Source organism: Agromyces sp. NPDC058136, from assembly GCF_042884375.1.
Taxonomy (GTDB): Bacteria; Actinomycetota; Actinomycetes; order Actinomycetales; family Microbacteriaceae; genus Agromyces.
In genome coordinates this window covers 245009-259667 of sequence record NZ_JBHVUA010000001.1, presented here as the reverse complement: position 1 = coordinate 259667, position 14659 = coordinate 245009, and the positions used below count along the sequence as shown (strand labels likewise).

Sequence of the window (14659 nt, the reverse complement as noted above, 5' to 3'; positions counted from 1 at the left end):
TCGTCGGTGCGACGCGGGATGACACGGGCGGCGCAGGATGACACGGGCGGCGTGCGAGGGCGGGCCTGCGGGGCGGCGCGGGAGAGCAGGAGTACGATGTGGCGCATGACGCATCGCCACGCAGGTACCCGATGAGCCCCGAACCGATTCGGCTGCTCGAGGTGCAGAGCCTGCGCGAACAGGTCGAGCGTACCCTCTCCTCGCGGATCGTCGCCGGCGAGTTCGCCCCCGGCACCGTGCTCACCGTGCCGACGCTCGCGACCGAGTTCGGCGTGAGCGCCACCCCGGTGCGCGAGGCCATGCTGAACCTGGCGCGTCGGGGGTTCCTCAGCCCGATCCGCAACCGCGGCTTCATGGTGACCGAGATCTCGCTCGACGAACTGCGCGAGCTCGGCGAGGTGCGGGCGCTCCTCGAGGCGCCGCCGCTGCGGAAGCTCGCGGGGAATGTGCCCGCTGAGACCGTCGCGCGGCTCGAGGAGCTCGCGGCCGAGATCGTCGCGGCGGGCCGGGAGGGGCGCTTCGAGGACTACCTCGAAGCGGACACTGCCTTCCACCTGACGCTGCTCGAGCTCACCGGCAACCGTCACCTCGTGCGGCTCGTGGGCGAGCTGCGCCAGCAGACCCGCCTGGTCGGGCTCGTGAACCTCGCCGAGAGCGACGCGCTCGTGGCGTCGTCGCTCGAGCACGCCGAACTCGTGCGACTGCTCGTCGAGGGCGACGGGCCGGGCGCCGAGGCGCTCATGCGCCGCCACGTCGGGCACGTCGCGGGGCTGTGGAGCGGGCAGGACGAGGCCTGAGCCCGTTCGGCGCCCGATGAGGCGCCGTCCGAGCCGTCCCGCCCATGCCGGGGGCCTTCGGTAACGGTTGGGTCGCACGGCTTGCGTGCGTCGTTCGCGGCAGTAATATGTCACGTACCGCAGAGTGACATGTCACACGTGACACGCATTCTGACCCATGCACCGTCGCATAAGGAGAATCGATGTCCCACGGAACCCGGCGCCGCGCGCGCACCCTGCAACTCGCCGCCGCAGCGAGCCTGCTGCTCGTCATGACCGGCTGCTCGGGCGGCCTCGGCGGAGGCGGCGACGAGGCCGAAGCATCCGGCCCCATCAAGTTCGGCATGCTCGCCCCGTTCTCGGGCAGCGAGTCGGCGTTCGGCGCCTACATGGAGAACGGCGCCCAGCTCGCCGTCGACGAGATCAACGCCGACGGCGGCGTGCTCGGCCGCGAGATCGAGCTCGTCGTCGAAGACGACGCCTGCGACGCCACCACCGCCGTCGCCGGCGCCAACAAGCTCGTCACCGACGGCATCGTCGCCTCGGTCGGCGGGTACTGCTCGGGTGCGACCCTGCCGACCCTGCCGATCTTCGACGAGGCGGGCATCCCGATGGTGATCCCGGCCGCCAACGCGAACTCGCTCGTCGAAGAGGGCCTCCCCGGCGTCTTCCTCATCAACGGCACCGGCACCCAGCAGGCCGCCGCCGCCGTGCAGTACGCCGAGCAGATCGGCGCCACGAGCGTGGCCGCGATCGACGACGCCACCGCGTACTCCGCCGACCTCGCGGCATCCTTCGTCGAGCAGGCCGGTGAGGCCGGCCTCGAGATCGCCTTCGAAGCCACCGTCACCCCCGGCGAGAACGACTACTCCTCGGTCGCCACCCAGCTCGCCGACGCCCAGCCGCAGCTCGTCTACTGGACCGGCTACTACCAGGAGGGCGGCCTCATCGCCCGGCAGTCGAGCGACGCGGGCTTCGGCGGCGCGTTCCTCGTCGGCGACGGCTCGGTCGACGCGAAGTTCGCCGAGATCGCGGGCGCAGGCTACACCGACAACGTCGTCGGCACCTTCACCCAGACGCCCGACATGATCGAGGGCGCCGACGACTGGATCGCCGCGTACACGGAGCTCGCCGGCGCCGCCCCCGGGCCGTACTCGACGCAGTCCTACGACGCAGTGCGCGTGATGGCCCAGGCGATCGAGGACGCCGGCAGCACCGAGTTCGACGCGGTCGTCGAAGCCCTCGAAGCCCTCGACGGCTTCGAGACCTTCGCCGGCCCGCTCACCTTCACCGAGAACCACACGCTCTCGGGCGGCGGTTTCGTGATCGTCTCGATCGATCCCGCGACCGGCGCGTTCGTCCTGAAGGACGACCTCCAGGGATGACCCGACGGGGTGCGGGCCACGAGCCCGCACCCCGCACCGGCCCTCGGAAGGAGCCGCACCACCGTGATGCAACTCATCTGGAACGGGATCATCGTCGGGTCGTTCTACGCGCTCGTCGCGCTCGGCTACAGCATGGTCTACGGGATCATCAAGCTGCTGAACTTCGCCCACGGCGATCTCTACATGCTCGGCGCCTTCGTCGGGTTCTTCACCCTCAGCTCGTTCGGCATCTCGAACGAGACCTCGATCCCGCTGCTGCTCGTGATCCTGCTGCTGTCGATGGTCACGACCGGGCTCATCGGCGTCGGCATCGAACGGATCGCCTACCGGCCGCTCCGGCGGAGCCCGCGCCTCGCGGTGCTCATCACCGCGATCGGCGTGTCGTTCACGCTCGAGTACGGCGTGCGCCAGCTCTTCGGGCCGAACCCCGAGGCGTTCCCCATCCGACTCGAGTCGAGCGGGTTCGAGGTCGCGGGCGTCCGCGTCACCGCCTCCCAGCTCGTGCTCGTCGTGATCGCCGCAGCACTCATGCTCGTGCTCGCCCACATCGTGGAGCGCACCCGCTCGGGCCGCGCGATGCGCGCCATCGCGCTCGACCCGCAGGGCGCCCAGCTCATGGGCGTCAACGTCGACCGCGTCATCTCGAGCGTGTTCTTCATCGGCTCGGCGCTCGCGGGCGCCGCGGGCGTCATGGCCGGGGCGTACTACGGCTCGATCGACTTCCTGATGGGCTTCATCATCGGCCTCAAGGCGTTCACCGCCGCCGTCATCGGCGGCATCGGCAACCTGTACGGGGCCATGCTCGGCGGGCTCCTGCTCGGGCTCCTCGAATCGTTCGGCGCCGCCTGGTTCGGCGGCGAGTGGCGCGACGTGTTCTCGTTCGCGTTCCTCATCCTGTTCCTGACCTTCAAACCGACGGGCCTGCTCGGTGCCCGCGTCGTCGAGAGGATGTGACGTGGCCCGCGATCTCTCCGCCGCGCTGAAGCACGCGCCGCTGCGCGCCCCGGCCCCGCTGTTCGACCGCCCCGCCGCACCACGCGGCATCCTCACCTCGCAACCCGGTTTCATGCGCGCCCTCGGCGGCCTCTGCGTCGTCCTCATCGCGATCCTGCCGTTCCTGGATGCCTCGCGGTACACGATCTCGATCGCGACGAGCGCGCTCATCTACGTCATGCTCTGCATGGGTCTCAACGTCGTCGTCGGCTACGCCGGGCTCCTCGACCTCGGCTACATCGCGTTCTTCGCGGTCGGCGCCTACGTCTCGGGCATCTTCACGACCGTGCTCGGGTTCCCGATGTGGCTCGCGCTGCCCGCGACGATCCTCGCGTGCATCCTGGCGGGCATCATCATCGGAGCGCCGACGCTCAGGCTCCGCAGCGACTACCTCGCGATCGTCACCCTCGGCTTCGGCGAGATCATCCGCATCACGGCGAACAACCTCGAGGTGACGGGCGGCCCGTCGGGCATCCACGGCATCCCGACGTGGGAGTTCTTCGGGTGGAGCTTCGCCGACGGGTTCACGATCGGCGGCATCGAGTTCCCCGAGCGCGTGGTGTTCTACTACTTCGTCGCGCTCGTCGTGATCGTCGTCGGCGTCATCGGCGCCGGGCGGCTCGGCAAGGGCAAGCTCGGCCGCGCCTGGAAGGCGGTGCGCGACGACGAGGACGCCGCAGAGGCGATGGGCATCAACACCTACGTCGCGAAGATCTCCGCCTACATCATCGGCGCCGTCTGGGCCGGCATGGCGGGCCAGCTCATGGCGACCCACCTCTCGGCCATCAGCCCGAACAGCTTCCAGTTCCTCTACTCGACGCTCATCCTCATGGCCGTCGTGCTCGGCGGCATGGGGTCGACCCCCGGCGTCATCATCGGCGCGCTGTTCGTCTCGCTCGCGCCCGAGCTGCTGCGGGACTTCGCCGAGTGGCGCTACCTCATCTTCGGCGTGCTCCTCGTCGTCGTGATGCTGTTCCGCCCCGCGGGGCTGTGGCCGGCGACGGCGGTGCTGCCCTGGCTGAAGAAGCGACGACCGCAACCGCCGCCCTTCACTGCGGCGGTCGGCGCGATCGACGAGGCGCGTCTCGACGAGCCGAGCGTCATGGAGTCGGTCGACGGCCTGCCCGCGACCGACGCGGAAGAGGGGAGGCGCGCATGAGCGCCCTGCTCGAGGTCACCGACCTCAGCCTCCGGTTCGGCGGCGTCACCGCCGTCGACGGACTCAGCTTCGACGTGCGCGAGGGCGAGATCCTCGCGGTCATCGGCCCGAACGGCGCCGGCAAGACGAGCGCGTTCAACTGCATCTCGGGGTTCTACCTTCCGACGTCGGGATCGGTGGTCTTCCGGGGCAAGCGCATCGTGCGCGAGGTCCCGCGGCTCTGGCATGCGCTGCGGCTCGTGAACCTCGTGCAGAGCTTCGGCCTCTACCGGGTGCTTCCCTCGCGCGTCACGAAGTGGGGCATGGCCCGCACCTTCCAGAACCTGCGACTGTTCCGCGAGCTCTCGGTCCTCGACAACGTCAAGACCGCGATGCACGCGAACCTCCGCGAGGGCTTCTGGTCGACGCTGCTGCACACCCCCGGCTACCGACGCGCCGAGGAGGCGTGCGCTCGCGAAGCCCGCGGCTGGCTCGACTTCGTCGGCTTCGCCGAGGACGAGGAGCTCTACGTCGGGCAGCTGCCCTACGGCGAGCAGCGTCGCGTCGAGATCGCGCGGGCGCTCGCGACGAGCCCGAAGCTCCTCCTCCTCGACGAACCCGCGGCCGGCCTCAACTTCAACGAGAAGCAGTCGCTCATGGCGCTCATCCGCAAGGTGCGCGACCTCGGCGTCGCCGTCGTGCTCATCGAGCACGACATGGGCATGGTGATGCAGCTCGCCGAGCGCATCGTCGTGCTGAACTACGGCCGAGAGATCGCCGACGGCACCCCCGAGGAGATCAAGGCGAACCCGCTCGTCATCGAGGCGTACCTCGGCGCCGACGACGAGGAGGACGCGGGCGAGGCATCCGCAGCCCTCGAACCGCTGCCCGGCGAACAGGAAGGCGGTGCGCGATGACGACCCTCGACGTGACCGATGTCGACGTCTATTACGGCCGAGTGCATGCGCTGCGGCAGCTGAGCTTCACCGTCGGCGAGGGCGAGATCGTGTGCCTGCTCGGCAACAACGGGGCCGGCAAGTCGACCACCATGAACCTGCTCTCGGGGCTCGTGCGACCGAAGTCGGGAAGCGTGCGGTGGAACGGCCTCGACCTCGCCACCGCGAAGCCGTGGGACATCGTCTCCTCCGGGCTCATCCACGTGCCCGAGGGGCGACGCATCTTCTCCACCATGACGGTGCACGAGAACCTCCTGCTCGGCGGCTACACCGTGCGCGACCGTCGCGCCGTCGACGAGCGCCTCGAGCACGTCTACGAGCTCATGCCGCGCCTCGCCGAACGGCGCAAGCAGCAGGGCGGCACGCTCTCGGGCGGCGAACAGCAGATGGTCGCCATCGGCCGCGCCATCGTCGGCGGGCCGAAGCTGCTGCTGCTCGACGAGCCGTCGATGGGGCTCGCCCCGCTCGTCGTCAAGCAGGTCATGGAGATCGTCGCGGCGATCAACGCCCAGGGCACGACCGTGCTGCTCGTCGAGCAGAACGCTCGCGCCGCCCTGAAGATCGCCCACCGCGCCTACGTCGTCGAGACGGGGCAGGTCACCCTCTCGGGCAGTGCCGCCGAGCTCGCGGCCGATCCGCGGGTCGTCGAGGCGTACCTTGGGGCGTGACCGGTTGCAAGTGAAGGAAGTGGAGTCGTCGTGCGTGTGATCGTGATCGGCGCGGGCGCGATCGGTGCGGCGAGCGCCCTCGCGCTCGCCGAAGGGGGCGCCGAGGTCGTCGTCGTCGACCGGGTCGGCGTCGCGGGGGAGACCTCGAGCCGGTGCGAGGGCAACATCCTCGTCTCCGACAAGGGGCCCGGCGCCGAGGCCGAGCTCGCGATCGTCGCGAACCGCGCCTGGCGCGTGCTCGCCGAACGCCTCGACGCCGACCGCGGCCCCGGTCAGCCCGCGACCGAGTTCGAGGCGAAGGGCGGCATCGTCGTCGCCTTCCCGGGCGGCGAGGCGGCGCTCGCGAGCTTCGCCGACTCCCAGCGCGGCATCGGCATCCGCGCCTCAGCGGTGGATGCCGCGGAGCTGCGCTCGCTCGAACCCCACCTGTCGCCCGGCATCGGCCGCGGCATCCACTACCCCGACGATGCGCAGGTGCAGCCGAGTCTCGCGACGCAGGCCATGCTCGCGCGTGCCGTGCGTCTCGGCGCCGAGCTCCGCATCGCCGAGGTGACCGGTGGGCGCTTCGCGGACGGCGGTGCCGGCGGCCGTCTCATCGGCATCGACACCACCGACGGGCCGATCGAGGCAGACGCGGTCGTGAACTGCGCCGGGCCCTGGGCCGGCGAGGTCGCGGCGCTCCTCGGCGCCCGCCTCGACATCCGCCCGCGTCGCGGCATGATCCTCGTCACGGTGCCGATGCCGCAGCGCGTGTTCCACAAGGTCTACGACGCCGACTACGTGGGCGCCGTGGGCTCTGCGGATGCCGCGTTGCAGACGTCGACCGTCGTCGAATCCACGCCCGCGGGCACCGTGCTCATCGGTTCGAGCCGCGAACGGGTCGGCTTCTCCGACGCGAACGCACTGCCGGCGCTCGCCGAGATCGCCGCGAAGGCGACCCGGCTGTTCCCGTTCCTCGCCGACACGATGGTGCTGCGCAGCTACCACGGGTTCCGCCCCTATGCGCCCGACCACCTGCCCGCGATCGGCGCCGACGGCGAGATCGAGGGGCTCTTCCACGCGGCCGGGCACGAGGGCGCCGGCATCGGGCTCGCGCCCACCACGGGCGAGCTCGTCGCCCACGCCGTGCTCGGCACGCCCGCGCCGCTGGACCCCACCCCGTTCCTGCCGACCCGTGCGGCGCTGCAAGAGGAGGCCGCGTGAGCGTGCGCATCAGATTCGACGGCGACGAGCTCGTCGGCCGCGACGGGCAGACCATCGCGGGCGTGCTCATCGCCGCAGGCCGCCGGAGCTGGCGCACCGCCGACGGTGCCGAGCGCGGCGTCTTCTGCGGGATCGGCGTGTGCCAGGACTGCGTCGTCACCGTGAACGGCGTCGAGAGCGTCCGCGCCTGCCAGCGCGCGGCGTGCGACGGCGACGAGATCACCCGGGAGATCCGATGAGCCGCCGCGTCGTCGTCATCGGGGCGGGGCCCGCGGGGCTCGCCGCCGCGCAGGCCGCGCTCGCGCACGGCGCAGAGGTCGTCGTCGTCGACGAGGGCGAGCGCATCGGCGGGCAGTTCTGGCGGCACCACGACACCCTCACCGACCGGCGCCTGCAGCACCAGCTGCCCCGCTTCGAGCGGCTGCGCGCCGTGCTCGACCGGGCGACCGTGCACTCGAGCACCAGCGTGTGGCGCATCGAGACCGACGGCGGTCTCCGCGTGCACGCGCTGAGCGGCCCCGCCGACGGCGCCGCGCGCGTCGGTCTCACGATCGAGGCGGATGCGCTCGTCATCGCGACCGGCGCCCACGACCGGGCGCTGCCCGTGCCCGGGTGGACCCTCCCCGGCGTCACCACCGCCGGGGCCGCGCAGGCGCTCGCGAAGCGCGACGGCGTCGCGCTCGGGCGCCGCACGGTCGTCTCGGGGGCCGGCCCCTTCCTGCTGCCCGTCGCCGCGAGCCTCGCGCACGTCGGCGGCGAGGTCGCCGAGGTGCTCGAGGCGACGGGGCTCGCGGCGATCGCCCGCGGCTGGGGCCGGGCGCCCTGGCAGCTCGCCGGCGCCGCAGGCAAGTCGGGCGAACTGGGGGAGTACCTCGCCTCGCTCGCCCGCCACCGCACGCCGTATCGCTTCGGGCAGGCCGTCACCCGCATCCACGGCGACCGCGCCGTCGAAGCCGTGTCGGTGCAGCGCCTCGACGCCGACTGGCGTCCGATCGCGGGCAGCGAGCGCATCGTCGAGTGCGACGCCGTCGCGCTCGGGCACGGATTCACCCCGCGCCTCGAGGCGGCGATCCAGGCAGGTTGCGACATCAGCTCCGACCGCTTCGTGACGGTCGACGAGCGGCAGGCCACGAGCGTCGCCGGGGTCTTCGCGGCCGGAGAGGTCACGGGGATCGCGGGGGCCGACGCCGCGCTCGCCGAGGGTGCCGTCGCCGGGTTCGTCGCCGCCGGCGGCGGGCTCGACGACGAGCGGATGCGCGGCCCGTTGCGCGCCCGCGGCCGGATGCACGCCTTCGCCGAACGCCTCGCGACCCACGCCATCGGGCGCGGGTGGACGGCGTGGCTCGACGACGAGACGATCGTCTGCCGCTGCGAATCGGTGACGCGCGCCCGGATCGCGGAGTTCGCGGGGCCGGGCGGCGACGAGGCGGCCTCGGTGAGCGTCACGACCGTCGGAGCGAACGGCGACGCCGGCGGCGATCGTTCGGCCTCGAGCCGTGGCATCCGCCTCGCGACCCGCGCCGGTCTCGGAGCCTGCCAGGGGCGCACCTGCGGCCGCAGCGTCGAGGAGATCCTCGGTCGCCCGCTCGGGCTCGACCGGCGACCGGTGCTCTCCTCGGTGCGGCTCGGCGAACTCGCGGCCTGCGAGCCTTCTCCACCCAAGTAGTGTGTGATATATTACTAAGCATCCGGTGACCGTCGGCACGACGCCGACACCCGGCGAGACCTCCGCGGTTCGCAGAACGAACCGCGCATCACAGAACGGAAAACAGATGACCACGCAGAACATGGACCTCGGCGGTGTCGTCGTCGCCACCACCCTGGCCTTCCGCGAGGACGCGTCGGCGCCCGCCGGGCTCGCGGTCGACTACGACAAGTTCGGCGAGCACGTCGACTTCCTCATGTCGAACGGCTGCCGCGGCGTCGGCCCCAACGGTTCGCTCGGCGAGTACTCCTCGCTCACCGACGAGGAGCGCCGCAAGGTGATCCAGGTCGCCGTCGAGGCCGTCGACGGCCGCGGCATCGTGATCGCCGGCGTGCACGGCGTCGGCAGCCACCAGGCGCGCCACTGGGCCGAGCTCGCCCGCGAAGACGGCGCCGACGGGGTGCTCCTGCTCCCGCCGACCCTCTACCGCGCCAACGAGGCCGAGGTCATCGCCCACTACCAGGAGGTCGCGAAGGTCGGCCTGCCGATCATGGCCTACAACAACCCCTTCGACACCAAGGTCGACCTCGTGCCCTCGCTCGTCGCGAAGCTCGCCGAGATCCCCGAGGTCGTCGCAATCAAGGAGTTCACGGGCGATGTCCGCCGCGTCTACGAGATCAAGGAGCTCTGCGACATCGACGTCATCGCCGGCGCCGACGACGTGCTCTTCGAGCTCATGGTGAACGGCGCCGTCGGCTGGTTCGCCGGCTACCCCAACGCGTTCCCGCGCGAGGCCGTCGAGCTCTACAACCTCTGCATCGAGGGCAAGTGGCACGAGGCGAAGGCGCTCTACGAGCAGCTCGTCGCCGTCTTCCGCTGGGACTCGCGCACCGAGTTCGTGCAGGCCATCAAGCTCTCGATGGACATCTGCGGCAACTCCTACGGCGGCCCCACCCGCCCGCCGCGCGGCCCGCTTACCCCCGAGCAGCACGCCCAGGTCACCGCCGACACCGAGCGCGCCCTCGCGGCGCTCGAGGCCCGCCGGGCGGTGCTCGCCTGATGGGGGCCGCGCCTGAGACGCAGCCTCGAGGCCGTCGCTCGGCCGGGGTCCGCTGATGCGGGCGCGCCGGGTCCTGTCGGCCGTCGACAGCCACACCGAGGGCATGCCGACCCGCGTCGTCACGGGCGGCGTCGGCCGCATCCCCGGCGCGACCATGAACGACCGCCGGCTCTACGCGATGGAGCACCTTGACGGGCTGCGGGGCCTGCTCATGAACGAGCCCCGCGGCCACGCGTCGATGTCGGGCGCGCTGCTGCAGCCGCCGGCGCGCGACGACGCCGACTGGGGCGTGGTCTTCATCGAGGCATCCGGCTTCCTGCCGATGTGCGGACACGGCACCATCGGCGTCGCGACCGTGCTCGTCGAGACCGGCATGGTCGAGGTGACGGAGCCCGTCACCGAGATCCGTCTCGACGTGCCCGCAGGGCTCGTCATCGCCCGCGTCGCGGTCGAGGACGGCCGGGCGAAGCACGTCACCATCGAGAACGTGCCGAGTTTCGCCGAGCGGCTGGATGCCGCGATCGAGGTGCCGGGCTACGGCGAGGTGCCGTACTCCATCGCCTTCGGCGGCAACTTCTACGCGCTCGTCGAGCTCGACGCGGTCGGCCTGCCGTTCGACCGCGACCGGAAGGACGACATCGTGCGTGCCGGGCTCGCGATCATGGACGCGATCAACACCCAGGCGCCGCCGCGGCATCCCCTCATCGCGGGTGCGAACCACGTGCACCACGTCGAGTTCATCGCGCCGGGGTCCGACGCGGTGCGTTCGCGGCACGCGATGGCGATCCACCCCGGGTGGTTCGACCGTTCGCCGTGCGGCACCGGCACGAGCGCCCGCATGGCCGAGCTGCACGCCCGCGGCGAGCTCGCGCTCGACACCGACTTCGTCAACGAGTCGTTCATCGGCACCGAGTTCACGGGTCGGCTCATCGCCGAGACCGAGGTCGGCGGCCTCCCCGCCGTCGTGCCGACGATCACCGGGCGCGCCTGGGTGACGGGCCTCGGCCAGTACTTCCTCGACGACGACGACCCCTTCCCCGAGGGCTTCGTCTTCTGACGCCCCCGACGACTTGGAGAACGCACTGATGACCACCGCCACCGGGATCGACCCGGCGATCGACGTCGACGCCGTCGCGGCGCGTGCGGCGCGCGCCGCACGCCCCTTCGCCGACACCGAGCCCCGCGCCCGCGCCGCCGCCCTCGTGGCGGTCGCCGACGCGCTCGACGCGGCATCCGCCGAGCTCATCGCGATCGCGATGCGCGAGACCGGCCTCACCGAGGCCCGCCTCACCGGCGAGGTGCGCCGCACCACCAACCAGCTGCGACTGTTCGCCGAGGTCATCGTCGACGGGGCGTACCTCGACGCGCGCATCGACGACGCCGATCCCGAGTACGTCATCGGTCCGCGCCCCGACGTGCGCCGCGTGCTCGAGCCCGTCGGGCCGGTGCTGAACTTCGCGGCGTCGAACTTCCCGTTCGCGTTCTCGGTCGCGGGCGGCGACTCGGCCGCGGCCCTCGCCGCGGGGTGCCCGCTCATCGTGAAGGCGCACTCGGGGCACCCCGAGTGCTCGCGCCGGACGGGCGAGGTCGTGGCCGGTGCGCTCGCCGCGGCGGGCATGCCGGAGGGCGTGTTCCAGGTGGTCGCGGGGCAGCGGGCGGGCGTCGCGCTCCTCCAGGACGACCGCGTCCGCGCCGGCGCGTTCACCGGCTCGACGCACGTGGGTCGGCTCCTCGCCGACCTCGCGGCCGCCCGACCGCGCCCGATCCCGTTCTTCGGCGAGCTCGGCAGCGTGAACCCGGTCTACGCGACCGCGGGCGCCGTGGCCGGCGACCCCGGACTGCTGCAGGGGTTCGTCGCCTCCGTCTCGGGTTCGGCGGGGCAGCTGTGCACGAAGCCCGGCTTCCTGTTCGTGCCGCGCGACGCCGAGCTCGGCGCCGTCGGCGAGGCCGCCGCGCCGCTCGCAGAGCACCGGCTGCTGAACCCCGGCATCGGACGCGCCTTCGAGGAGCGCCGCACCGCGGTGCTCGATGCGCCGGGCGTCACCGTGCTCGCGGAGGGCGCCGTGCGGGTCGACGACGAGGAGCAGCGCTTCGCGACCCCCACGGTCGTCGAGGTCGACCTCGCCACGCTGCGCGAGCACCGCGACGAGCTCCTCGAGGAGTCGTTCGGCCCGCTCTCGATCGTCGTCCGCTACGACGACGCGACCGAGCTGCCCGCGGTGCAGCGAGAGCTGTTCCCCGGCAACCTGACCTCGACGCTGCACGCGAGCGACGCGGAACTCGCGGGCGGCGGGCTCGGCGAGCTCGTCGACGCGCTCGCCGAGACGAGCGGACGGGTGCTCTTCGGCGGATGGCCCACCGGCGTCTCCGTCACGAGCGCGATGCAGCACGGCGGGCCGTACCCCGCCACCACGAGCGATGCGACGAGCGTCGGCACCGCGGCGATCACGCGGTTCCTCCGCGGCGTCGCCTACCAGAACGCCCCGCAGGCGCTCCTGCCCGCGCCGCTGCAGGACGCGAACCCCTGGGGCGTGCCCCAGCAGCGCAGCGAGGCGGGCCGCTCGGCCGGTTGGGGGAGCCTCACCGGTTCGCACTGAGCGCGACGACACGATGGCGGATGCCACGGGGCCGGCCCCGTGGCATCCGCCTTCGTCGTTCGGGCCCGCGACCCCACCGTTTCAGGAAGGCGAACGCCGTTCAGGACGGAATCTCGAGGATCGTCCTGAACGGCGTACGTTTCGCCTGAACCGTGCGGCGGTCAGCGCAGGCTGAAGCCCTCTGCGAGCGGGTCGGCGGGGTCGAGCTCGAACTCGCAGCTGCCGACCCGGTAGGCCTGACCGGTCACCTCGGGGATCACCCCGTCTGCGGTGCGCGCCGCGACGCGGGCGGTGAAGCGGGTGCCGATGATCGAGTCGTGCGTGAGCGTCTCGCCGTCGGCGAGCTCGCCCGTGTGCGCGAGGAGCGCCACGCGCGACGCGGTGCCCGAGCCGCACGGGCTGCGGTCGACCTCGCCGTCGGCGAAGACCGTGACGTTGCGCTGCCACGGCCCGGCGTCGGTGCGGCCGAGCTCGTCGACGAGGATCGTGCCGTAGACGCCCGAGAGCCGGTCGTCGTCGAGCTGGGCGGCGGGGTGCTCGTTCAGCGCCCACTTGATCTCGCGGCCGAGCCGGATGAGCTCGGTGGTGTTCGGCGGGGTCACCTCGAACCCGAGGGAGGCCGCGGGCAGCGTCGCGTAGACGGCGCCGCCGAAGACGAGGTCGACGACGACCTCGCCGCGCGAGGTCGCGAGCGGGATGCCGCGGGCGAGCACCCGGGAGGCGACGTTGCGGAACACCACGCCCGTGGTGCGCCCGCCCTCCCGTTGCACCCGTGCCTCGACGCGGCCGCTCGGCACGTCGATCACGACGAGCGCCTCGCCGTCGTCGGGGGCGGAGACCCGACCGGTCGCGACGGCCCACGCGCCGAGCGCCATCGTGCCGTGCCCGCAGGCGGTCGAGAAGCCGTCCTTGTGCCAGAACAGCACGCCGAAGTGGGCGCCGTCGTCGTCGGGCGGGGTGATGAATCCGCCGTACATGTCGTCGTGGCCGCGCGGTTCGAGGCAGAGGAACCGGCGCACCGCATCGGGTTCGCCGCCCATCGCGGCGACGCGTCGTTCGGCGACCGTCGCCCCCTCGGTGGCGACGCCCTCGACGATGCGGAACGGCTCGCCCGCGGTGTGCCAGTCTTCGGTGCTCCAGCGCATCAGACGCCCTCCTCCTCGTCGATCGCGGCCTGGGCGACCGCGAGATCCTGCCAGCCCATGCCGCACGTCTTCACCACTCGCGGCCGGTCGCGTGCGACCTCGACCGCCCCCGTCGCGATGCGCGCCATCGGCACGACGTCGGCGGGGGAGAGGTGGCCCTCGTCGATCGCCATGATGACATCGCCGGCCTCGGTGCGGGCGACGCGGTCGGTCTCGACGATCACCTGCGCGCGCCCGAGCAGCGCGCCGGGGAGTTCGCGGGCGTCGCGCTCGTGCGAGCCGACGGCGACGATCGCGGCGCGGTCCGGCACGAGCGCCGCATCGAAGAGGGGTTCGCGGGCGGTCGTCGCGCAGACGATGAGATCGGCCCGGGCGACGTCGGCCGCGTCGCCGACGGCGACGTCGAGACCGGATGCCTCGCAGGCGGCGACCGCCCGCAGCGCCTTCGCCCGATCGCGACCGACGAAACGCACCCGTTCGATCGGGCGGATCGCCCGCATCGCCTCGACGTGGCGCACACCCTGCGGGCCGGTGCCGAAGACGACGAGGCTCGACGCCTCGGGTTCGGCGACGAGGTCGAGCATCGCGGCCGACATCGCGGGGGTGCGGAGGTTCGTGAGCTCGGTGCCGTCGAGCAGGGCGACGGGGGTGAGCGTCTCCGCGTCGAGCACGACGTAGATCGCCTGGATCCGGTCGAGGCCGCGGGCGGGGTTCGCCGGCGCGACCGTCGCGAGCTTCTGGCCGGCGTACCGGCCGAGGTCGGCCGGCATGAGCAGGAGCTGGCCGTGCCGAACGTCGACGATCGAGCGGGGCGGATCGTCGTCGGGGTCGAAGCCGTGCCGCAGCACGGACTGGAGGGCGCGGATCGCGCGGGGCATGTCGATGCGGGCGCGGAGCGCCGTTGCATCCAGAACGCGCATGGCGGCGATGACATCGGGCATGTCGACATCCTAGTGTGTGATGTGTAATATGCCACATATCGCGGATTGTTCGACGAAGTGCGTCCGAAGGCTCGCCGCCGCCCCTCTTGGGCGGAGCGGCGGGCCGCGGGGCCCCAGGCGTCGCAGCCGGCGATCCGCGATGCCGCCGGCCT

14 protein-coding genes are annotated in these 14659 nt (G+C 72.3%); 12 read left to right on the top strand and 2 right to left on the bottom strand.

The features are described from left to right. The first annotated feature begins 131 nt into the window (after positions 1–131). The 12 genes from ACFVTX_RS01215 (at position 132) to ACFVTX_RS01160 (ending at position 12421) form a co-directional block, all read left to right on the top strand. The gene (locus ACFVTX_RS01215; RefSeq protein ID WP_386897340.1) at positions 132–797 is read left to right on the top strand and encodes a GntR family transcriptional regulator; all 666 of its coding nucleotides are present in this window, start codon (positions 132–134) and stop codon (positions 795–797) included. Positions 798–979: 182 nt separating this feature from the next. After that, positions 980–2161, top strand: coding sequence for a branched-chain amino acid ABC transporter substrate-binding protein (locus ACFVTX_RS01210; RefSeq protein ID WP_386897339.1), 1182 nt, complete (start codon positions 980–982; stop codon positions 2159–2161). A gap of 66 nt (positions 2162–2227) precedes the next feature. After that, a complete protein-coding gene (locus ACFVTX_RS01205; protein ID WP_386898722.1) occupies positions 2228–3115 on the top strand; it encodes a branched-chain amino acid ABC transporter permease in 888 nt (295 codons plus the stop codon). 1 nt (position 3116) lies between these two features. After that, positions 3117–4313 carry a branched-chain amino acid ABC transporter permease gene (locus ACFVTX_RS01200; RefSeq protein ID WP_386897337.1) on the top strand — a complete coding sequence of 399 codons (1197 nt, stop codon included), beginning with the start codon at positions 3117–3119 and terminating at the stop codon, positions 4311–4313. Beyond that, on the top strand, positions 4310–5209 hold the full coding sequence (locus ACFVTX_RS01195; RefSeq protein ID WP_386897336.1) for an ABC transporter ATP-binding protein: 900 nt from the start codon (positions 4310–4312) through the stop codon (positions 5207–5209). The genes ACFVTX_RS01200 and ACFVTX_RS01195 overlap by 4 nt, the downstream gene beginning before the upstream one ends. Next, positions 5206–5916 (top strand): ABC transporter ATP-binding protein, encoded by a 711-nt coding sequence (locus ACFVTX_RS01190; RefSeq protein WP_386897334.1) that lies wholly within the window; start codon positions 5206–5208, stop codon positions 5914–5916. The genes ACFVTX_RS01195 and ACFVTX_RS01190 overlap by 4 nt, the downstream gene beginning before the upstream one ends. A gap of 30 nt (positions 5917–5946) precedes the next feature. Then, positions 5947–7119 (top strand): NAD(P)/FAD-dependent oxidoreductase, encoded by a 1173-nt coding sequence (locus ACFVTX_RS01185; RefSeq protein ID WP_386897332.1) that lies wholly within the window; start codon positions 5947–5949, stop codon positions 7117–7119. Continuing rightward, a complete protein-coding gene (locus tag ACFVTX_RS01180) occupies positions 7116–7358 on the top strand; it encodes a (2Fe-2S)-binding protein (RefSeq protein WP_386897331.1) in 243 nt (80 codons plus the stop codon). The genes ACFVTX_RS01185 and ACFVTX_RS01180 overlap by 4 nt, the downstream gene beginning before the upstream one ends. Further along, positions 7355–8785, top strand: coding sequence for an FAD-dependent oxidoreductase (locus ACFVTX_RS01175; RefSeq protein ID WP_386897329.1), 1431 nt, complete (start codon positions 7355–7357; stop codon positions 8783–8785). The genes ACFVTX_RS01180 and ACFVTX_RS01175 overlap by 4 nt, the downstream gene beginning before the upstream one ends. A 106-nt stretch (positions 8786–8891) precedes the next feature. Further along, positions 8892–9824, top strand: coding sequence for a dihydrodipicolinate synthase family protein (locus tag ACFVTX_RS01170; protein ID WP_386897327.1), 933 nt, complete (start codon positions 8892–8894; stop codon positions 9822–9824). Between the two features lie 55 nt (positions 9825–9879). Continuing rightward, positions 9880–10881: a proline racemase family protein gene (locus tag ACFVTX_RS01165; protein ID WP_386897326.1), complete on the top strand. Its 1002-nt coding sequence runs from the start codon at positions 9880–9882 to the stop codon at positions 10879–10881. A 28-nt stretch (positions 10882–10909) separates the two neighbouring features. Beyond that, positions 10910–12421 carry an aldehyde dehydrogenase (NADP(+)) gene (locus ACFVTX_RS01160; protein ID WP_386897324.1) on the top strand — a complete coding sequence of 504 codons (1512 nt, stop codon included), beginning with the start codon at positions 10910–10912 and terminating at the stop codon, positions 12419–12421. A gap of 161 nt (positions 12422–12582) precedes the next feature. Here the strand turns inward: ACFVTX_RS01160 and ACFVTX_RS01155 are convergent, their stop codons facing one another. After that, positions 12583–13566 (bottom strand): proline racemase family protein, encoded by a 984-nt coding sequence (locus ACFVTX_RS01155; protein WP_386897322.1) that lies wholly within the window; start codon positions 13564–13566, stop codon positions 12583–12585. Beyond that, entirely contained in the window at positions 13566–14507 is a 942-nt protein-coding gene (locus ACFVTX_RS01150) for an ornithine cyclodeaminase family protein (protein WP_386897320.1), read from the bottom strand. The genes ACFVTX_RS01155 and ACFVTX_RS01150 overlap by 1 nt, the downstream gene beginning before the upstream one ends. Positions 14508–14659 lie beyond the last annotated feature (152 nt).